This window comes from Fluviispira multicolorata, assembly GCF_009208585.1.
In the GTDB taxonomy this organism is placed as follows: domain Bacteria; phylum Bdellovibrionota_B; class Oligoflexia; order Silvanigrellales; family Silvanigrellaceae; genus Silvanigrella; species Silvanigrella multicolorata.
Window position 1 is genome coordinate 51325 of sequence record NZ_WFLN01000004.1, and the last position, 18553, is coordinate 69877.

Consider the following 18553-nt stretch of genomic DNA (forward strand, 5'->3'; position numbering starts at 1 on the left):
GTGATGAAAAAAAATATTGTTGAAAAAATTTGGGACTCACATTTGATCGATGAGACTTCTGGTCTATTATCTGTTTGTGCAATCGACTTTATCTTTTTACATGAAGTGACTTCTGCGCAAGCATTTCAAACTCTAAAAGATCGAAATATAGATATTATGTTTCCAAATCAATGTATTGCTACAATTGATCACAGCATTCCAACTCGGAAAAATAGAACAGAAATTTATGACGCTGCAGCAAGAAATCAGGTTGAACTTTTAAGAGAGAATGCTCATAAAAATAATATTGCTTTTTATGATTTTGAAAGTGGTTACCAAGGAATTGTACATGTTATTGGGCCTGAACTTGGAATCACTCAACCAGGAATGACGATTATTTGTGGTGATTCTCATACAGCGACTCATGGTGCTTTTGGTACTTTAGCATTTGGAGTTGGTACCTCTGAATTATCACATGCTTTAGCTTCCGGATGTTTATTATTAAGTAGACCAAAAGTTATGAAAGTTGAATTTAAGGGGAATATGCAAAAAGGTGTTTTTGCCAAAGATCTTATTATGAAGTTGATTTCTCAAATTGGTATTGGCGGCGGCACTGGTTTTGTAATTGAATACACAGGACAAGTGATTCAACAAATGAGTATGGAAGAGCGCATGACAATTTGTAACATGAGTATTGAATGTGGCGCTAAAGCAGGATTGATTTCACCTGACTCTATCACTTATCAATATTTGTCACAAAAATCATATGCGCCCCATGAAGAAAATTGGAATGAAATGGTGCAATATTGGGATTCCTTTAGAAGTGATGAGAGTTGTTTCTATGATCACGAAATCAGCATTGATGTGCAATCGCTTGAACCCATGATTACATGGGGAACCAATCCTTCTCAAGCTATTGGAATTACAAAGGCAATACCAAAAGACTCTGAAATTTCTCCTCCAGAAAAAGTTATGTATGCAAAGGCACTGGAATATATGAAATTGCAAGGAGGTGAAAATTTAGAAGGAGTCCCAATTGATTGGGCATTTATTGGATCGTGCACAAATGGAAGAATAGAGGATCTGAGAATTTGTGCAAAAATAATCCAAAATAAAAAGGTGCATCCATCTGTAACTTTATTCATAGTTCCAGGTTCTGAAAATGTTCTTAAGCAGGCAAAAAAAGAAGGTCTTGATAAAATTTTTATCGATGCAGGTGCTGATTTTCGGATGCCTGGCTGTTCACTATGTCTTGGCATGAACGATGATAAGGTACCAGCGGGCAAGAGATGCATCAGTTCAACAAACAGAAATTTTGTAGGTAGGCAGGGAACTGGGAGTTACACTCACCTAGCATCGCCAGCAACAGTTATTGCGAGTGCAATTGAGGGAAAAATCAGTTCTCCAATTAAGTTTTTTTAAATCTATAAGAAAGTTATTTTAATATGGAAAAAACAACATATATTTCAGGGAAGTGTATCCCCTTAGAAATGAATGATGTGGATACAGATTTAATTATTCCAGCACAATATCTGACATCGGTCGTTCGAAAAGGATACGGAGAAAATTTATTTAAGCGCTTAAGAGAGAGTTCAAAAGACTTTGTTTTTAATTTACAAAAATACAGTGGTGCAAATGTTTTAGTTACACAAAATAATTTTGGTTGTGGTTCTTCGCGAGAGCATGCTGTTTGGGCATTAAAAGAGTATGGAATTCAAGTTATCATAGCAAATTCTTTTGCAGATATTTTTGCAGGAAATAGTCTTAAAAATAGACTTGTTCTTATAAAGCTAACTGAAGATGAAGTGAAAAAAATAATTCAAAAATCTAAAATAAATGACTATATTTTAGAAATTAATTTAGCTGAATCTAAAATTCAATCTTCATGTGGTGATTCTTTTTCATTCAATATGGATGATTTTCAAAAGTCATGTTTTATAAATGGGTTTGATGAAATTGAATATCTTCGTTCATTTAAAGATAAAGTAATAAAAATCAAACAAGAGCAAAGCAATAAAAATATTATACCCAAACTAAATAGGTCTATATAATGAATAAAACAATTGCAGTTTTGGCCGGAGATGGAATTGGTCCCGAAGTGATGGAGCAAACCATACGAGTGTTAAATACTATAGAAAAAAAATTTAATCATCAGTTTGAAGTTTTACAAGGTCTTATAGGTGGCTCAGCATACGATAAATTTGGCACTCATTTCCCTGAAGCGACAAAGTTTATTTGCCAACGCTCCCATGCTATTCTGTTTGGTTCGGTTGGAGGTCCCGTCAATGAATCTCATCATGAAAAATGGAAGAATTGTGAAAAAAATTCAATTCTTTCTCTGCGTAAGGAATTTCAATTTAGTTCTAATATTCGTCCTGCGAAAGTTTATGCTGAACTTAAAGATATTTGTCCTTTAAAAGACTCCATTATTAAAAATGGTATTGATATTGTGATTGTTCGCGAGCTTTTAGGAGATATATATTTTGGAGAGCATAGAACATATATTGAAAATCAATTGAGAAAAGCCATAGATACAGCTGAGTATGATGAAAAGCAGATTGAAATCGTCGCCCATCAAAGTTTTAAATTAGCTCTTATGCGCAAGAATAAGGTAACATCTGTTGATAAAGCCAATGTTCTTGACACTTCAAAACTATGGCGAGAAGTGTTAACGGAAATTGGAAAGCAGTATCCCACTGTAACGTTAGAGCACATGTTAGTTGATAATTGCGCAATGCAGTTCTTTATAAATCCTTGTCAGTTTGACGTTATTGTGACTGCAAATTTATTTGGAGATATTCTTTCAGATGCTGCAGCTGCTTTCCCAGGAAGCTTAGGGTTAATGCCTTCAGCAAGCTTCAATGAAAAAGGTTTCGGGCTTTTTGAGCCATCAGGGGGGTCTGCTCCTGATATCGCAGGGAAAAACATTGCAAATCCAATTGCACAAATTATGTCACTTGCAATGCTTTTAAGACAGTCTTTCGAACTGATAGAAGAAGCTTCATGTATTGAAAATGCTGTGCAAAAAGCTTTGCAAGCAGGTTATAGAACATGCGATATTTCTGCTAATAAGACTGAAACAGTAACAACAGAAGAGATGACAAATCGAATAATAGAATTTATTTAAAAAATAACTTTGAATGAACTAACAATACTAAAAGAAATTCTACACTTTTAACTTTCCTTTCATTTAAAACTTAAATTAAAAAATTGTTTAAATAATTATTTTTTTTACATAATATTTTGACTTTTTAAGAAAAATATTTAAGATATCGCTTGACTTGAGTGAGAATTAAAAAATCAATCAATTTATACGATTTTCAGAACTGTATTGTATTCATTTTTATTTATATAGATTGTTAAGACTGCTTTTAACTGTCTATTATTATTAATTTTATTGGTTAATTAATAAGTTGTTATTAAATTGATCAAAAAAAATATAATTTATAATTGTGTTTTTAAATTTTATTTTATAAAGTGTAATTGGTAATGAAAGAGTGAACAGAGGAAAACATTTTAATTCAATTTTATAAAAGGATTTTAATATCTTTATTTAATTAAACTTATTTATATTTTAATAAGGCGTATTTAATTTGTGAAAAAAGGAGAGATGGGTATGAATTTTTACTGACTTATTTAAAATACAAATTATTTTAAATACTAATAAGTTTAATTAAATAAAACAGTTATTTATAAATGGAGAAGCAAATGATAAGAACCAGAGATAATTTGTTACCTAATTTAATGCTCATTTTCTCCTTGTTCCTTTACTCATCTCAAGTTTTTTCTAGTTCATTGGAAAGTAATTCTTCTTTATTTGCGCCAAGTATTAAAAGTGCTTTTGAGGAAGTAAGTGAAATGAATGAAATGAGTGAAATAAAAGAGAGTGAGTCAAATGTAAGTAATATAAACTCTTCAGATATTTCAAATATAAAATATCAAATTTCAACTCAATCTTTAATTTCGCATTTGGGTAAACAGGATGAGGCAATTGTAACTATTACAAATACAAGCAGCAGTGAATTACTGAAAATTGAGCCTCTGCAATTGCCTTTACCTTTGCAATTACAAAATGAAACTTGTATGGGCGAACTTCATCCATCGCAAAGCTGTATTTATAAAGTTAATTTTTCACCGGACTCCCTTGAACAGAATGGAGAGATTGATTTAAAAATTATTTATTCTTATGGTCAAGGTGATAAAATATTAAATTTAAAGAAGCTAAAATATAGAACAATCCCTAAAAATGTTATTAATCTTTCACAATTCGATGAAGTTTATTCATCTTTAAACATTGGGACAGTTTGTGCTGATAAAATAATTTATGCAAATGGAAATCATAATATTCCTATTTTTCTAACACTTAACATTACAGATACCAATTATAAAAAAGTAAATGTCAACTATGATGAAGTTTATGGAGCTGTTCAAATTTTTGTGAGACGTGGGAATACAAATCAGTTTATTACTAAATATAATGAAAAGGGTACGTATAATGTGCTCAATAAGAAAAATAAATTTTCACGTTGTATGAAGTCACCAACTAATCATTCATATTCTGAGCACAAACTCTTTTTTAGTTCCAGTAATGGAGGTGAAAATATTATAATTGGAGGAAAGATTGATTATATTAATAGAAAAGGTGAAATCAAGTCTATACAAACAAGTGATAATGGTTACCTAAATTTACATAGTTTTGATAAAATTATCTATCCGACAGAAAATTTATTTCATCTTGTTCAAGAAAAAAGTACAAATTTTGGTTTTACGGCTTCAACTCGTTCCGTTATTAAAGTTTCTCCAAAAGTAGAAAATTATCCTAACTTATATCATTATCGCTTAAAAAGTTTTTCTTTGACAGATACAACTTTTGGTGAGCATCAAACTACGGGTTTAAGACCTTTAAAGTTTAAGAAAGAAAAATTTAATTTAATACCTATATATAATCATGGAGATTTTAGTATTAATTACAAAACAGGTGATAATTATGAAATGCCTATTAATTATAATTATAATTATGGTAGAAAATTTGGTCTGCTCGATCTTGTTTCTTTAAAACATAAACCTAATAATATAGATAGCATTATAATTGATGATTCCTATTTTAGTTTAGCATCTTTTCAAGCAAATGATCTTGCTTTAATTACTCAAAGCTATTGCTATGGTTGTACACATGTTTCGGCCGATGTGTATTTTAAATTAACTATGGAAGGTTTTGATGCATTTGGAAATGATTTTAAATTTATATCTGATTCGCGTCAGAATAATTTATATCTTTAATTGAAAAATTAATATTTTTTAAAAAATAAATCAAAAAAGACATCCAAATAGAGGGTGTCTTTTTTGATTGAAATGCCGTAAGAATTGTTCTTATTTCTTAAGATTCTCTGCTGCTTTTGCTGGGGCTGGTGCTTGAGCAGCTGGTTTTGCGATGGAAACAAGATTTACTTTAAAAATTAAAGTTGCATTTGGTCCAATATTTTGTGAGGGAGCCTGTGCACCATAAGCAAGTGCTGCAGGGATGTAGAGCATCCAAGTGGAGCCTTCTGGCATAAGTTGAAGGGCTTCAGTCCAACCTTTAATAACTCCATTTACAGGGAAAGTTGCTGGTTGTCCGCGTTCATAAGAACTATCAAACACCTTACCGTTTATTAAAGTGCCTTCATAGTTAACTGTGACGGTGTCAGTTGCTTTTGGCTTATTGCCTTTTCCTTCGGAGACAATTTTATATTGTAATCCGCTTGGAAGTGTGACCACGCCTTTTTCTTTTTTATTCTTATTTAAGTATTCTTCACCTGCTTTTAAATTTTTATCGCTGATGATTTTTTGTTGTTCTGTCAAATATTTTTGCATGAACTCTTGTGATTCTTGATCAGTGAGATCAGATTTTTTTCCACTTAATCCATCTTCAAATGCTTTAGTCAATGCAATCTTATTGATTTTAAATTCGGAGCCTTTAATGCTTGATGCAAACTGATGGCCAATGATATAGCCTGCTTTTTCTTCGTCGCTTTTGAATGTCATTGTGCTTTTCTTTGCAGTTTGAGGGATGGGTGTCGTTGCACTTGCTGTAAGTGAGGTCACAGGTAAACATGCAAGGGCTGCAACAAGTGCCCACTTTTTTGTTGAAGCAATCTTCATGACAGAGTTCCTTCTTATGATTAGAAATACGGCATTCGTAGACAAACGAATGATTGCAAGACTGTATTACTGTTGTATATAAGTGTCAAGCATTAGAACTCCTGAATTTTCTATAGTAAGTGGTAAAATGTTTAAGTGAAATAGGAGAGAATGCATGCAAAAGCAAAATTCAATTATTTATGATGCAACCGTATTTATAGGTCGATTTCAACCATTCCATAAAGGCCATGTAAACAGTGTTAAAATTGCATTACGCAACTCAAAACAACTTATTATCGTTTTAGGAAGCTATCGTTTGTCATCTTCAGTTCGAGGGCCATGGAGTGCTGAAGAAAGGATAGCAATGATCCAGTCTGCGTTGAGTCAAGCTCAGCTTAAAAAGATAAAATTTATTTGTATAAGGGATAGATTATATAATGAAGAAATATGGAAAAGCAATATAATAAATGAGGTTGAAAAAAAGGTTGGATTTGGAAAATCTATTGCTTTAATTGGCCATGAAAAAGACTCTTCTTCTTATTATTTGCGTCTTTTTCCGCAGTGGAATTTTATGGAAACAGGCAACTATCAGGATGTCAATGCAACTGATTTTAGAATAAATTATTTTTTAGAGCACTATAAAAAATCACTATACGATAATATTCCTGAAAAAATTATTCCATTTTTGCAAAAATATAAGAAATCTGCAAATTTTAAGGTGCTTAAAGCAAAATTCAATGCACTTGAATCTTTAAAAGTGCATATAAAAAAAGGTGCTGAAAAAACAGTCTGCAATGCATTGATTATGTGTGGAGGGTATTTTTTATTTGTTAAAAGAAAAGAAATATTATCTCAGGGGCTTTATTCACTTCCAGAAGCAAATCCAATGCCACAAGAGTCTTATTTTGATTGCATTTCAAGAGGACTTAAGGAAGAAACAGGCTTAAATATCAGTACAGAAAAATTAAGAGATTGTTATAAAAAAGAAGGAACATTTGACTATGCTGAGCGCAATCCCCTTGAAAAATCTGTTTCGCACACTCTGTTCTTTGAGATAAAGGAAATACCTTTTCCTAAAGTAACGGCAGGAAAAAATATTGCTGAAGTAGAATGGGTACTTTACGATGATGTTTATCTAAAAGAGAATTGCTTTTACTCTGACTTCTTTCAAATTATACAATGGTTTTTGAGAAATAATTAAAATGTTGTCTTACCGCCTTTTACCTTTTAGATAGATTTTTAACTCATTAAAATTTATTTATTAGGACGGCCTCTATTTTATTTTATGGAGTTCAGCGGCATATTCAACATTATCAGTATTATTTAGATCTTCATAAAACTGAACGAGACGTGTAATTTTATTTTTTTCAAGAACAATTCCAAAAGGCGAATTTTTTACTTTATAAGTTTTACTGAAACCATCAAATGAAGTTTCAAAGAGAATTGCTTTTCCATTGTATTCTATCGGAGCTATTCTTGTGCAGACAAAACTTTGTTTTCCAAAAACATCTAATCTGCAGTTAATATTGTCATGAGAAATTGAAATCTCATTATTTTCATCTATGGTCACTTCGTGAAATCCATATTTTGTTGATACCATTTTTGTATCATAACGTCCTTTTGGAATAATACTAACAGAAGAATCATAGCTATTATTTGATAAAAATTCTGGCTGAGCAAAAGAATTTCCACTAAAGCCTAAAAAAAATAATGTAGCACTTGCAATTGATATAAATATTTTCATAGAAAATTTCCTCTGTTTTATATAGTGTTATTGATAGTGAATTACATATCTAAAATTATATGTCAAATTATAAATGAAATTTTTTTTTCTGATTTGTTTTTATTGGAATAATAATTCCTTTGTAGAATAATATCAGCTAAGAATTTGTAATATTCTTTTTTTTATTAAATAGATTATATATATTAATTTAAATTTTTTAGAACAAATAATATAATTGAGGTATTTGCTATATTTGTCTTGTTTTTTATATTTAACTATTTTTTAATTTTTCAAAGAAATTTAAATATCCATCAGCTTTATTTGGAAAAGTTTCTTGTTCAGCAGTCGCAAGCCACTTTACAGCAAATAAATTATTTTGTAATTCTTCATTTCCGCGGAAAACAACGGCTTTAGCTCCTGATTTTTCAGCACTTTGAATTTGTTTTCCAAACTTACTTACTACAACAGGTGCTTCGACTTTTATGCCAAGACTTCTTAAATTTGAAGTTATTTTTAAAGCTTCAAGCCTATCATTTTCGGAGAAGCGAATGACACAGACATCGGTTTCTTTTTTTAATTTTGGGGTAAGATTATTTGATTCCATAAAATTTAAAATAGCCACATCACCCATGCCATAGCCAATACCTGGAAGTTCTTCTGTCCCAAAAGCACCGACTAAATTGTCATAACGACCGCCACCAAATAAAGATCGATTGTTTTCAGGATGTTTGTCAAAAACTTCAAAAACCATGCCTGTATAATAATCAAATCCTCTCATTATTTCAGGAGAAAACTTTACACAATTTGATTGAGTGAGTTCATTTAAAATATCAATTCTTTTTTTAAGTTCAATTGCATCATTTCCATTTTCACCTAATATAATTATAATATCTTCGATAGAAGAATGAATAAATTTTTCTAATTGATTTATTTGTTTTTCATTCAGCTCAATTTTTTTACACTCTGTCTGAAAAGCTTCAGACGACATTTTTTCTTTCTTATCAAGTAAGCGAAGTATTTGTGGTATTAATTCTTTGGGCGCCTTAATATTTAAACTCAGAAATGAATTAATAATTCCTCTGTGGTTTACTTTGACCTCAAATTGCTCAAGTGTTGCTCCCACACTTTTCAAAACTTCAATTGCAGTGAGAATAATTTCAATATCTTCATCGAGTGGGTTGCCGCCGAATATGTCAACATTAAGTTGATCGAATTCACGTAAGCGCCCTCGTTGAGGACGTTCAAATCGCATACAGGTTGGGATGCTATACCAACGAATTGGGCGAGGCAGTTCTCTTTGCTTTGCAGCGACCATACGTGCTAATGTTGGTGTCATTTCTGGACGTATGGCAAGCACTCTGTCACCTTTGTCTTTAAATGAATAAAGTTGTTCGCGTACAATTTCTTCGCTCGACTTTGCAGCGTAAAGCTCAAGATGTTCAACAATAGGGCCATTATATTCTTCATAACCAAAAGATTTTAAAACGGTGTGAATTTTAGTATAAACATAATTTTTTAAGCGTTGATCTTCTGGATAAAAATCTCGAGTCCCTCGGTATCCTTGCGTGCTTAAATTCGTTTTTTTTATTTTTTGATTATCATTTACCATAATTTTATCGTTCCTAAGAAGTCTGTCTAAAAATGAGCCCCAAAGAGCTTTTTATAAACTAATGACATAGATTGAGGCTGTCAATTTTTAAAATCTACTTCACCCGGAGCTTGATCTCGAGTATTTATGTGTGTCAGATTGCAGTTTCGTTATATTGCGAATCGTCAAACACTGAGATTAAGTTATCATTGACGTGTTTATTTGTCTAACATAGTAGTTTTTTCACAGGCATAAATCATGAATAGTTATTGCGATAAATGGAACTTAAACCCCCTTAAACTACCCCGTCATGTTGGAATTGTCATGGATGGGAATGGGCGTTGGGCTACAAAGCGTATGTTACCACGTATCTCTGGGCATCATAAAGGTGTTGAAAGAGTTCAAGAAATTACTGAACTGTGCGGGAATTTAGGTATTGAGGCATTAACTCTATTTGCTTTCTCAGATGAAAACTGGCGTAGACCGGAAGATGAAGTCGGTGGAATTATGGGGCTTCTGAGATGGTATATTCGTAAAGAACATAAAAGAATTGTCGAGAAAAATGTTCAATTTAGGGTCATTGGAGATCGAGCAAAACTTTCACCTGATATAATCGGACTTATTGAAAACCTTGAAAAGAATACTGAAAAAAATACGGGTTTACATTTATGTGTTGCATTAAGTTATGGTGCACAGAGAGAAATATTACGAGCAGTTCATAAAGTTATAAATAAAGTTCAAAATTCCGAACTTAATATTGATGAAATAGATGAAAAAATATTTGAAGATTCTTTAGATACACAAGGTCTTCCACCCCTTGATATGTTTATTCGGACAAGTGGCGAATTAAGAGTGAGTAATTTTTTATTGTGGCAGCTTGCTTATGCTGAACTCTTTTTTGACAATATCTTATGGCCTGATTTTGATTCTTTAAAAATGGTAGAATTGTTACAAATGTATTCTTTAAGAGAGAGAAGATTTGGCCGGACGTCGGAGCAATTGGCCGAAAAAACACTAAACATGGCTCTTCGCTAAGAAGAGAAAGGATCGTGAAGATGGAAGTTCTTCAGGCAATATTTTCTAACACAATTATTGCATTTATTTTACTCATAGGAATTGTTGTCTTTGTTCATGAACTTGGACATTTTATTGCAGGTAAAATTTTTGGAATACAAGTAGAAGAATTTAGTATTGGCTTTGGTCCAAAAGCGTTCTCAATAAAAAAAGGGACAACAGATTACCGAATAAATTGGTTTCCTTTGGGTGGTTATGTCCGCTTTTATGGCGCAGATATTGAAGAAAATATACCCATAGAACACCGAGAAAAATCAATTTTACATGCAAAAGTTTACAAAAGAGCCATAGTTTCTTTTGCAGGACCGTTAGCGAATTTTGTATTAAGTTTTGTATTATTAACTGGAATGAGCATTTCAGGAATACCACAAGAACTTCCAATAATATCTGTACTACCTAATTCTGTAGCAGAAAGATCTGGTTTTGTAACGGGTGATAAAATACTTTCAATTGATGATAAAGAAATTTCAAGCTGGGTTCAACTATCAACAATTATTACAAAAAATGCGGAAAAAAATTTAAATATTATTATTGAGAGAGATGGAAAACAGAGAAATATTGAAATTATTCCTAGAAAAGAAGAAGTTGAAACTATTTTTGGGAATAAGCAAACAGTAGGCCGAATAGGTATTGTAAATTCTTTTAATTCTTCCAATATTGTTGTCCTAAAAGGTTCCTTTTTTGAGAGTTTAGGATTAAAAACAGGCGATAAAATTCTTTTTATAAATGAAAAGAAAACAGAATATTTATTTGAAGTTATCAATGAAATACAGCGGGTAAGCAATACTTTATCAGAATATGAACTTGCTCGAAATGTGCAAAATAACTATTATGAAAATTTAAATACAAATATTCACATTGAAATTGAACGAATAATTGATAACAGTAAATTAACTGCAAAAAACGTAAAATTAAATATTAATTTAAATGATAAAAATATAAAATCATGGTCATCTCTTTTTTTACAAACCCATAAATCTGTTAATTTAACTTGGAATAAAGATCTTCTTTCAACTGATCAAACCATTTCTCAATTTTCCACAATTGCAAAAGGTAATAAATTAATATCCACCCAAGATGCTTGGAAAAATTGTGGTATTAAAGCAGGTGACACACTTTATTCTGTTGAAAACTATGGAAGGATTCTATCTCTATCTCAATTTTATATTTGGCTCGATACAACAGCAAAAAGCTTTGTTTCAAATGTAAATAAAACAAATATTTCTGATTTAAAACTGAGTGTTATTAGAGCGAATGGGTCAATGGCGCTGCTAAATTGTAAAATTCCTTTAAGAGATGGTTTTGACCATCTCAATCGGGAACAGCTTTTTTTAGATTTCCCTCTTAATTTTATGACTCAAAATAAAGCATTGAAGCCTGTATTGTTAAAAGCACAAACTGTAACGGATGCTTTTAACAGGGGTTTTCACTCCATGTTAAATCAAATGACGCTTACATTTACTGGTATAAAAATGCTGTTAACAGGTTCCATACCACTTTCAAATCTAGGCGGACCTATCGCTATTGCAGGGGTTGCTGGGGATGCTGCAAAAGGTGGATTCATGACTTTTATTTTCACTATGGCTTTTATAAGTATAAATGTTGGAATGATGAATCTATTGCCTTTTCCTGCACTTGATGGTGGTTCCTTGCTATTGCACGCTGTTGAAGCAGCCTATGGAAAACCGCTCCCAAAGTCAGTTCAGTTAGGAGTACAGCGTGCAGGTGTACTTATTCTATTAGGACTTTTTGTGGTGGTCTTTTATAATGATATTTTGCGCTTGATACGCTTTTAAATTAAAGGATATTTTGTGTTTTCTCAATTTGAATTTCCATTTGCTCTTATTCTTACGCATAGAAGAGGAGTTGGAATAGCTCTCTTTAAGAGTGACGTTATTTTTTCATCTTCATTGAATGAACTTGATTATTACACGCTCATTAAAAATTCAAAAATGACTCAAATAGTTGAGGACAATATTGAACTTCTTGAATTTGAAGATCTTATTTTTTCTCGTGTAAAGGGAAAAACAGCAGAAAACTTGTTCAAGTTATATTCAAAAACATTGGAAAGATTTTCACTAAAATCACAAGAAATTAAAACTTTGCTTGTTGGAGTTGGACCTGGTTCATTCACTGGCCTTCGACTTGGCAGTGCGTTTGCAAATGGAATGAAAATGGGATCTCCTCTTAATCTTTTGCCGGTGAAAACATTTTTAACACCTGAGCTCTTGCAAATGTGTCGTAAAATGTCTGTAGAATCAGAATTTGTCGAACAATTAGGTGAATACGAAGAGGAAGATGAATCTACAGGATTTGTTACTTTTTTTGATCTTCTTGCGAGTCTTTTACAAACTCGAATTGATAATCGAGAATTTGTAGAATCACTTGTTCCAGAGTATGGGAGAGAACCAGGCCCTGTTATTAAATTAAATGAAGGATTAAATAAATGAATACTGATTTACGTGATGAAAACTACAGTGATAAGGCACATCTGAATGTCACTTCAATAAATGAAAAACGACGTGGCGTAAAATCGAGCATTTATTTATTACCAAATTTAATAACTGCTACCTCGCTATTTTTTGGTTTGCTTGCCATTAAGTATTCTATTGATGGTCGTATATCAGGCGAAATGCAGAATTTTGTTTTTGCTGCTTATGCCATACTTGCTGCCGGTATTTGTGATGGTTTAGATGGCAGTGTTGCTCGATTAACACACACACAGAGTTCATTTGGTGTGCAACTTGATTCTTTATGCGATGTTGTTTCATTTGGAGTGGCCCCTGCCGTTGTTATATATAATTATGGATTAAATGAGTTTTTTAGACTGGGCTTTTGTGTTGCTTTTATCTATGCTGCTTGCGGAGCGCTCCGTTTGGCTCGTTTCAATGTGCAAAGTTCTATGGGAAGGGCTAATGGCAATTTTACTGGAATTCCAATTCCTATGGCTGCTGCTCCTTTAGCTGTTTTTATAATGGCTCAGCAAGAACTTATGAGTTGGACTCTTGTGGATCACGCACAATGGGAAGTAACAATTGCACAAGCAATTACGAGCAGTGATGTAAGAAATGCAACTCTTCTTATTATTGCATTTTTACTTGCCCTTGGCATGATTTCAACTTTTGAATATATAAGTCATAAGGCAATTCGTTTGCCAAGGAAAAGACCTTTCCGTGTTTTTGCGGCTGTTTTAATTCTTTGCGCTTTGTTTTTTAATATTCAATTTACAGTTTCTTTAGCATTACTCCTTATTGTTTATTGTTCCCATGGTCCCATTTTATGGTTATTTACTCGTAAAGATCGGGCTGAAGAAGAAGAGGAATTGTTTGAATCTGGAAATAACTCAGACGACTCGTAATTAAATTTGTGGAGCTTACATTCATGTTAGAATTAACTATTGGTATTGTTGGTGCAACGGGAGTTGTCGGGCAAACTGCTTTTGATATCCTTGCAGATGATTTTTCTGGATTTAAAGTTAAAAAATTAAAAATGTATGCTTCTCGAAGTTCTGCTGGGAAAGTGTTTAATTTTAGAAATTCTAAAGTAACAATCGAAGAAATTAATTTGGAATCTCTGCAAGAGTGTGATGCTATTTTATTTGCAACAGATGCGGCAATTTCTCAAGAGTATATCCCAAAACTTGCAGAGAAAGGTATTCTTTGTATTGATAAATCTTCAGCTTTTAGATCTCATTCTGCAGTTCCACTTGTGGTTCCTGAAGTAAATGCTGATCAATTAGCTTACGAAAAAATTGCAAAATTTCCTGTTATAGCAAGTCCGAACTGCTGTACGATTCCCTTAGTGATGGTTTTAAAAGCACTTGATGAAAAGTTTTCGTTAATAAGAGCAATTGTTTCGACCTATCAAAGTGTTTCTGGTGCAGGAAAACCTGCAGTCGAAGTATTAACCGAAGAAACAAAAAACTTTTTTGTAAATCAAGATTTAACATGCGGTAAGTCTGATATTTTCCCTAAATCAATTGCCTTTAACGTTATGCCTTATGTTGCAGGTCTTTTAGAAAATGGTGATACAGACGAAGAATCTAAAATTATTTCTGAAACACGAAAAATTCTTGCTAATCCCAAATTACTTTTAGCAGCAACTAGCGTTAGAGTTCCTACATTTGTTGGGCATGGAGAATCTGTTACATTAGAATTTAAGAATAAAGTAACAGCAGCGCAAGTAAAAGAGACTTTGTCTCAATTTTCTGGAATTAGCGTGATTGATGAAAAGTCAAAGTTTGAAGAAGATGATTATGAATTATTTGTTACACCTCGTGAGGCTCATGGAAAAGATGATGTTTTTGTAAGTAGAGTTAGAAAAACTGAAGTTTTCGAAAATGGAATTGCTTTATGGATTGTCAGTGACAATTTAAGAAAGGGAGCTGCTTTGAATGCAATTCAAATTATAAATTTTTGCGCTTTAAATGGAACAATTCTTTCTTTAAAAAGAAAATAATGCATAGAAAGAGTCAAAGTTGTGAAACAAGTTTTCTTAGTTTTTTTTTGTTTATCTTTAAGTATTTGTTTTAGTTTGGGTTATGCCCAAAGCTCCAATTTATCGTTAGACACTTGTGATACCGCTTTAGCAGATAACGTAACATGCTCGCCTAACTCTGTAGCTGTTTATGCGAGTGGCAGCTCAACGGCTTCTTTTACTCCTCCATTAAGTGCTAAAAGTAATATTTCAAAATTAGTTTTAACTTATAGCGTTAAACTCTATGATCCAACTGGAAATTCATTTAATTATAGCGATCAAAACTGGGGAGTGCGTTTTGTTGATTCCAGTGGAAATAACCCTGTTGATTACTATCCAGCAAGTGCTAATAATGCTCCTGTAACAATGGATATTGATGCTTCACAAATTAGAACTCGGTCAAATATTTATGTTGGAACAGTCATTCTTACTTTATATTTTACGGACTCATCGCTTGGTAATACCTTACCGACAAGTATTGCAAATTTAATAGATCAAACAAATAATGCATTAAGTATAATTCCAATTTATAGTTCGACAATAAATACGAATCTAAAATTTTATTGGCAAGCAGATAAAGGAGCAATGTTATATGCTCCAACAATTTCGGTAAATTCACAAGACAGCGCTTTTGTTGTTACTTTAAAACCTCCAACAAATTTAGCAGCGGCAAATGTAAATTCTGCTGGAACGAATTTAACATCTGTAAATGCGAATACATTATCAGGTTATATAATAGTTTATTGGCTTGACTCTGATTCAAGTGGACAAGCTTCAGGCTGTAAAGCAAGTCCAGGCAACTGGCAGTTTTATCTCAATCCCATATCTATAAATAATAGTGCGCAGAATACTTCTAGCACATGTACATATACAAATTATAATATTTCTATGAAGGGAGGTGGTGTCTCTGCTGCGCTCTCATGTACGACAACTGCAAGTATTTTAACTTTTGATAGCACTCTTTCAGGAGTTACTAACTTAACTGCAGATACAGCAGCAATTCCTTTTTCATTCTCAACACCATCTGACTTTGCAAGCGACAGCAATGGATCACCCATTGGTTGCTACAAAGTTGTATATGTTCCTTCTTCCCGTTCAACTTGGAGCAAAGGTTATATAAATAACGGAGAAATATATGGGGTGATGGCGTGGGCATTAAACAGTGGTTATGACACAGTTAATAAAGTGAATTCTCCTAAATATAGCCTTTCTCATTCAGAAATTAGCTATGTTTCTCCTGCTAAATTTCCATTGGCAAGCTCTGAAAAAACTCCCAGCTTACCACAATCACAAAGCGATTGTTTTTTTGTGACGGCTGCTTCAGGTAATGCGAATAGCCAAGCCGTTTTTTATTGGCGCGTATTACGTGATGAATATTTAACTCCAATTGGTATTACACCTTATTACTATGCTCATGCAAAAAAGTGGGCTGTGTGGCTTGATAATCACCCGAGATTAAAACCTGCTACCAATTTTATTTTGGAATATTCAGGAAAAACTATTTATCATGCAACTGGCTTTGTAAAAAATATTACTGAAAATTTAAAAACTTTTTTTTCTGGTTTTAAAAAACTTCTTATTCAAGAAGCTGGAGCACAGGAATTAACGGGAGAAAAAAAAAATAACTCAAATGAATTCCAGCAGCCTAATTATGAATTATTTATTACTGGAGGTATTTTATTACCCACTGGGGATAAATATTTATATGATAAATACTATTCATCTCAGTCCACAATTCATTTTGAACTTGGAGCAAGTCAAGTTTTCTGGTTAAATAATTTTGGATTTTCAGTTGGCTTGCTAGGACGTTACCTTACAAACTCAAGTGATGATAGTGTTGTAACAAACACGGGAGTCACACAGGACTTTACCAGAAGTATTTATGCGGCAATGGGAGAAGCAATTTTTGCAGTGCGTTATCGCAATCCTTCATTTTTATATTTTCAACCAGGAGTTTTTGCTGGAGTGGGTATGATGCGCTTACGTGAGGAGGCTAAATCAGGAACTGCTCCTCAAGCCAATGATGGCACGAATCAAACCTCTGGTATAACGGTCTGGAGCCCTATTTACGAATTTGGTGCAAATCTTGACATCAGTTTGACAACCTTGGCATCTGTAAGTCCTTGGGAATTAGGAACGCTTTTAAATGATGTTTTACTTCGAACATCCGTTTCATATAATTTAAACCCTTCACCCGCTATTTCTACCACAGGTATATTTGTTCAAGCTGGTTTTGTTTTTTTATTAAATTGATAAATGGATTTATTTTTTGATTTATCCGACATTTCGTCTGAACCATAATCTATCTTTTTCTAATAGAATATATGGATAAATAATTCGGATAAAATCTCGCCAGTATCTGTCAATTGAAAAATCAGAAACGCGCGCAAATCTCATATTTTTAATAATATCTTGAATTTGCCAGTAGACTTCGATGGGAATAATGACTTCAAGTTCTGGTATACTTTTATCAGTTTGGATAGGATCAGGACGAAGTTCAGGGAGTTCAGCTATTGTCAGAAATCTTTGCAACATGGCTTTCTCCTTATTCTTTGAGTTTCTCTAAGATCTATCGGTATAAATGAGTTATATTTTAATCAACAGTTTTGGAGGGCAAATGTGAATTTACGTAGTTTTTGGGAACGTGGAGGTTTTAAAGTACTGGCAGTAGCTCGCTTAAGTTCGTGCAGTTATTCAATGGTTCTTTATGTTTTGAATTGTTTTGTTGCAGGGATTGAGGAAATTGTTTCAAGTACAGGTGAACTTTCTATACTACTTGGAGTTCCTGAGCGACATGTAAAATTGGCTATAGAAGAACTATCTGAAAGCAATATCTTAAGTATTACAAAAAAGCATGAAAAAACATTAGTTATAAGAATGCTTCTCGATCCTGAGAAATGGAAAAATTTACGGAGCACTCCTGAAAGAAATAAACGAATGCTTGGGGATGCTAAGAATTTACATTCCTTAATTCCTCAAAAGGAAATTAAGAGAAAGTCAAAACCTAGAAAAGTTTCTTTATCAGGTGAAGATGCTCTTGTCTTTCCTAAAAAAAATGAAACTAAAAACTATAAGAGCAACAAAGAGAACTTAAGAAATAAGGAGTCTATCGATAAAATTATTTCTATTTTTAGTAATTTTCAAAAAAATGAAATTGATATAAAAAAAGAAGAGAACTTTGCAGCTCTCCTTTTAGAAAATCATTCTGTAGATCAAATAATTTCATTAATTCAATTCTTTTCTAAGGAAATACCATCTTTGTCAATGTTAGCTGGTGCTTGGTTTCATTATTTAAATAAATATAGAGAAGAAATGGCTGAAGTTGATGATCTCAATGCATTTCGTAAAAAGCATGAAGGTTTTGATGAAAAAATTCGAACTTTGGCATCATTTGAATTAAAAAGAATACAAAGAGAGAGAAAAGCAATTACGGCCGATGAAGAACTTCTGCTCCATATCTTAATGAGACATGAACAACCACGAAAGCAGCTTTATTGGGCTTTAAAAGCAAAGGATAAATATCCTAGTTTAATTGGATTTCTAGATCAAGCAAAAGCCTCAGTTGAATTAAATTAAAAAATTAAAAAAATGAA

Annotated in this window: 16 protein-coding genes; 12 read left to right on the forward strand and 4 right to left on the reverse strand. The window is 32.6% G+C overall.

Annotated elements, in window-relative coordinates; translation table 11 throughout:
• The first annotated feature begins 3 nt into the window (after positions 1–3).
• The 4 genes from leuC (at position 4) to GCL57_RS00310 (ending at position 5259) form a co-directional block, all read left to right on the forward strand.
• Complete coding sequence (leuC, locus tag GCL57_RS00295) at positions 4–1401, forward strand: 3-isopropylmalate dehydratase large subunit (protein WP_152211257.1); 1398 nt, start codon at positions 4–6, stop codon at positions 1399–1401.
• A gap of 23 nt (positions 1402–1424) precedes the next feature.
• Entirely contained in the window at positions 1425–2030 is a 606-nt protein-coding gene (gene leuD, locus GCL57_RS00300; protein WP_152211258.1) for a 3-isopropylmalate dehydratase small subunit, read from the forward strand.
• The gene (gene leuB / locus GCL57_RS00305; protein WP_152211259.1) at positions 2030–3106 is read left to right on the forward strand and encodes a 3-isopropylmalate dehydrogenase; all 1077 of its coding nucleotides are present in this window, start codon (positions 2030–2032) and stop codon (positions 3104–3106) included. Before leuD ends, leuB begins: the two co-directional genes overlap by 1 nt.
• Positions 3107–3687: 581 nt before the next feature.
• On the forward strand, positions 3688–5259 hold the full coding sequence (locus GCL57_RS00310; RefSeq protein ID WP_152211260.1) for a hypothetical protein: 1572 nt from the start codon (positions 3688–3690) through the stop codon (positions 5257–5259).
• Positions 5260–5349: 90 nt separating this feature from the next.
• Here the strand turns inward: GCL57_RS00310 and bamJ are convergent, their stop codons facing one another.
• Positions 5350–6120 (reverse strand): BamJ family beta-barrel-assembly machinery protein, encoded by a 771-nt coding sequence (bamJ, locus tag GCL57_RS00315; RefSeq protein WP_152211261.1) that lies wholly within the window; start codon positions 6118–6120, stop codon positions 5350–5352.
• Positions 6121–6274: 154 nt separating this feature from the next.
• Here bamJ and GCL57_RS00320 point away from each other — a divergent pair, with 154 nt between their 5' ends.
• The gene (locus GCL57_RS00320; RefSeq protein ID WP_152211262.1) at positions 6275–7300 is read left to right on the forward strand and encodes an adenylyltransferase/cytidyltransferase family protein; all 1026 of its coding nucleotides are present in this window, start codon (positions 6275–6277) and stop codon (positions 7298–7300) included.
• 72 nt (positions 7301–7372) lie between these two features.
• Here the strand turns inward: GCL57_RS00320 and GCL57_RS00325 are convergent, their stop codons facing one another.
• Together GCL57_RS00325 and hisS are read right to left on the reverse strand one after the other, a co-directional pair.
• On the reverse strand, positions 7373–7843 hold the full coding sequence (locus GCL57_RS00325) for a hypothetical protein (RefSeq protein ID WP_152211263.1): 471 nt from the start codon (positions 7841–7843) through the stop codon (positions 7373–7375).
• Positions 7844–8093: 250 nt separating this feature from the next.
• Positions 8094–9431: a histidine--tRNA ligase gene (gene hisS, locus GCL57_RS00330; protein WP_152211264.1), complete on the reverse strand. Its 1338-nt coding sequence runs from the start codon at positions 9429–9431 to the stop codon at positions 8094–8096.
• A gap of 237 nt (positions 9432–9668) precedes the next feature.
• Between hisS and uppS the strand changes: the two genes are divergently transcribed.
• The 6 genes from uppS to GCL57_RS00360 are packed head-to-tail and all read left to right on the forward strand — an operon-like array spanning position 9669 to position 17213.
• Positions 9669–10445 carry an undecaprenyl pyrophosphate synthase gene (uppS, locus tag GCL57_RS00335; RefSeq protein ID WP_152211265.1) on the forward strand — a complete coding sequence of 259 codons (777 nt, stop codon included), beginning with the start codon at positions 9669–9671 and terminating at the stop codon, positions 10443–10445.
• Positions 10446–10465: 20 nt separating this feature from the next.
• Positions 10466–12280: an RIP metalloprotease RseP gene (gene rseP, locus GCL57_RS00340; protein ID WP_152211266.1), complete on the forward strand. Its 1815-nt coding sequence runs from the start codon at positions 10466–10468 to the stop codon at positions 12278–12280.
• A 15-nt stretch (positions 12281–12295) separates the two neighbouring features.
• Positions 12296–12934, forward strand: a complete 639-nt coding sequence (locus GCL57_RS00345) for a hypothetical protein (RefSeq protein WP_152211267.1) — start codon at positions 12296–12298, stop codon at positions 12932–12934.
• Positions 12931–13842: a CDP-diacylglycerol--serine O-phosphatidyltransferase gene (gene pssA, locus GCL57_RS00350; RefSeq protein WP_152211268.1), complete on the forward strand. Its 912-nt coding sequence runs from the start codon at positions 12931–12933 to the stop codon at positions 13840–13842. The genes GCL57_RS00345 and pssA overlap by 4 nt, the downstream gene beginning before the upstream one ends.
• 23 nt (positions 13843–13865) lie before the next feature.
• Positions 13866–14942, forward strand: a complete 1077-nt coding sequence (locus tag GCL57_RS00355; protein ID WP_152211269.1) for an aspartate-semialdehyde dehydrogenase — start codon at positions 13866–13868, stop codon at positions 14940–14942.
• A gap of 21 nt (positions 14943–14963) precedes the next feature.
• Positions 14964–17213, forward strand: coding sequence for a hypothetical protein (locus tag GCL57_RS00360; RefSeq protein ID WP_152211270.1), 2250 nt, complete (start codon positions 14964–14966; stop codon positions 17211–17213).
• Positions 17214–17234: 21 nt separating this feature from the next.
• On the opposite strand, the gene GCL57_RS00365 is transcribed toward GCL57_RS00360, so the two are convergent.
• On the reverse strand, positions 17235–17495 hold the full coding sequence (locus tag GCL57_RS00365; RefSeq protein ID WP_152211271.1) for a hypothetical protein: 261 nt from the start codon (positions 17493–17495) through the stop codon (positions 17235–17237).
• 84 nt (positions 17496–17579) lie between these two features.
• Between GCL57_RS00365 and GCL57_RS00370 the strand changes: the two genes are divergently transcribed.
• Complete coding sequence (locus GCL57_RS00370; protein ID WP_152211272.1) at positions 17580–18536, forward strand: hypothetical protein; 957 nt, start codon at positions 17580–17582, stop codon at positions 18534–18536.
• The last annotated feature ends 17 nt before the right edge of the window (positions 18537–18553 follow it).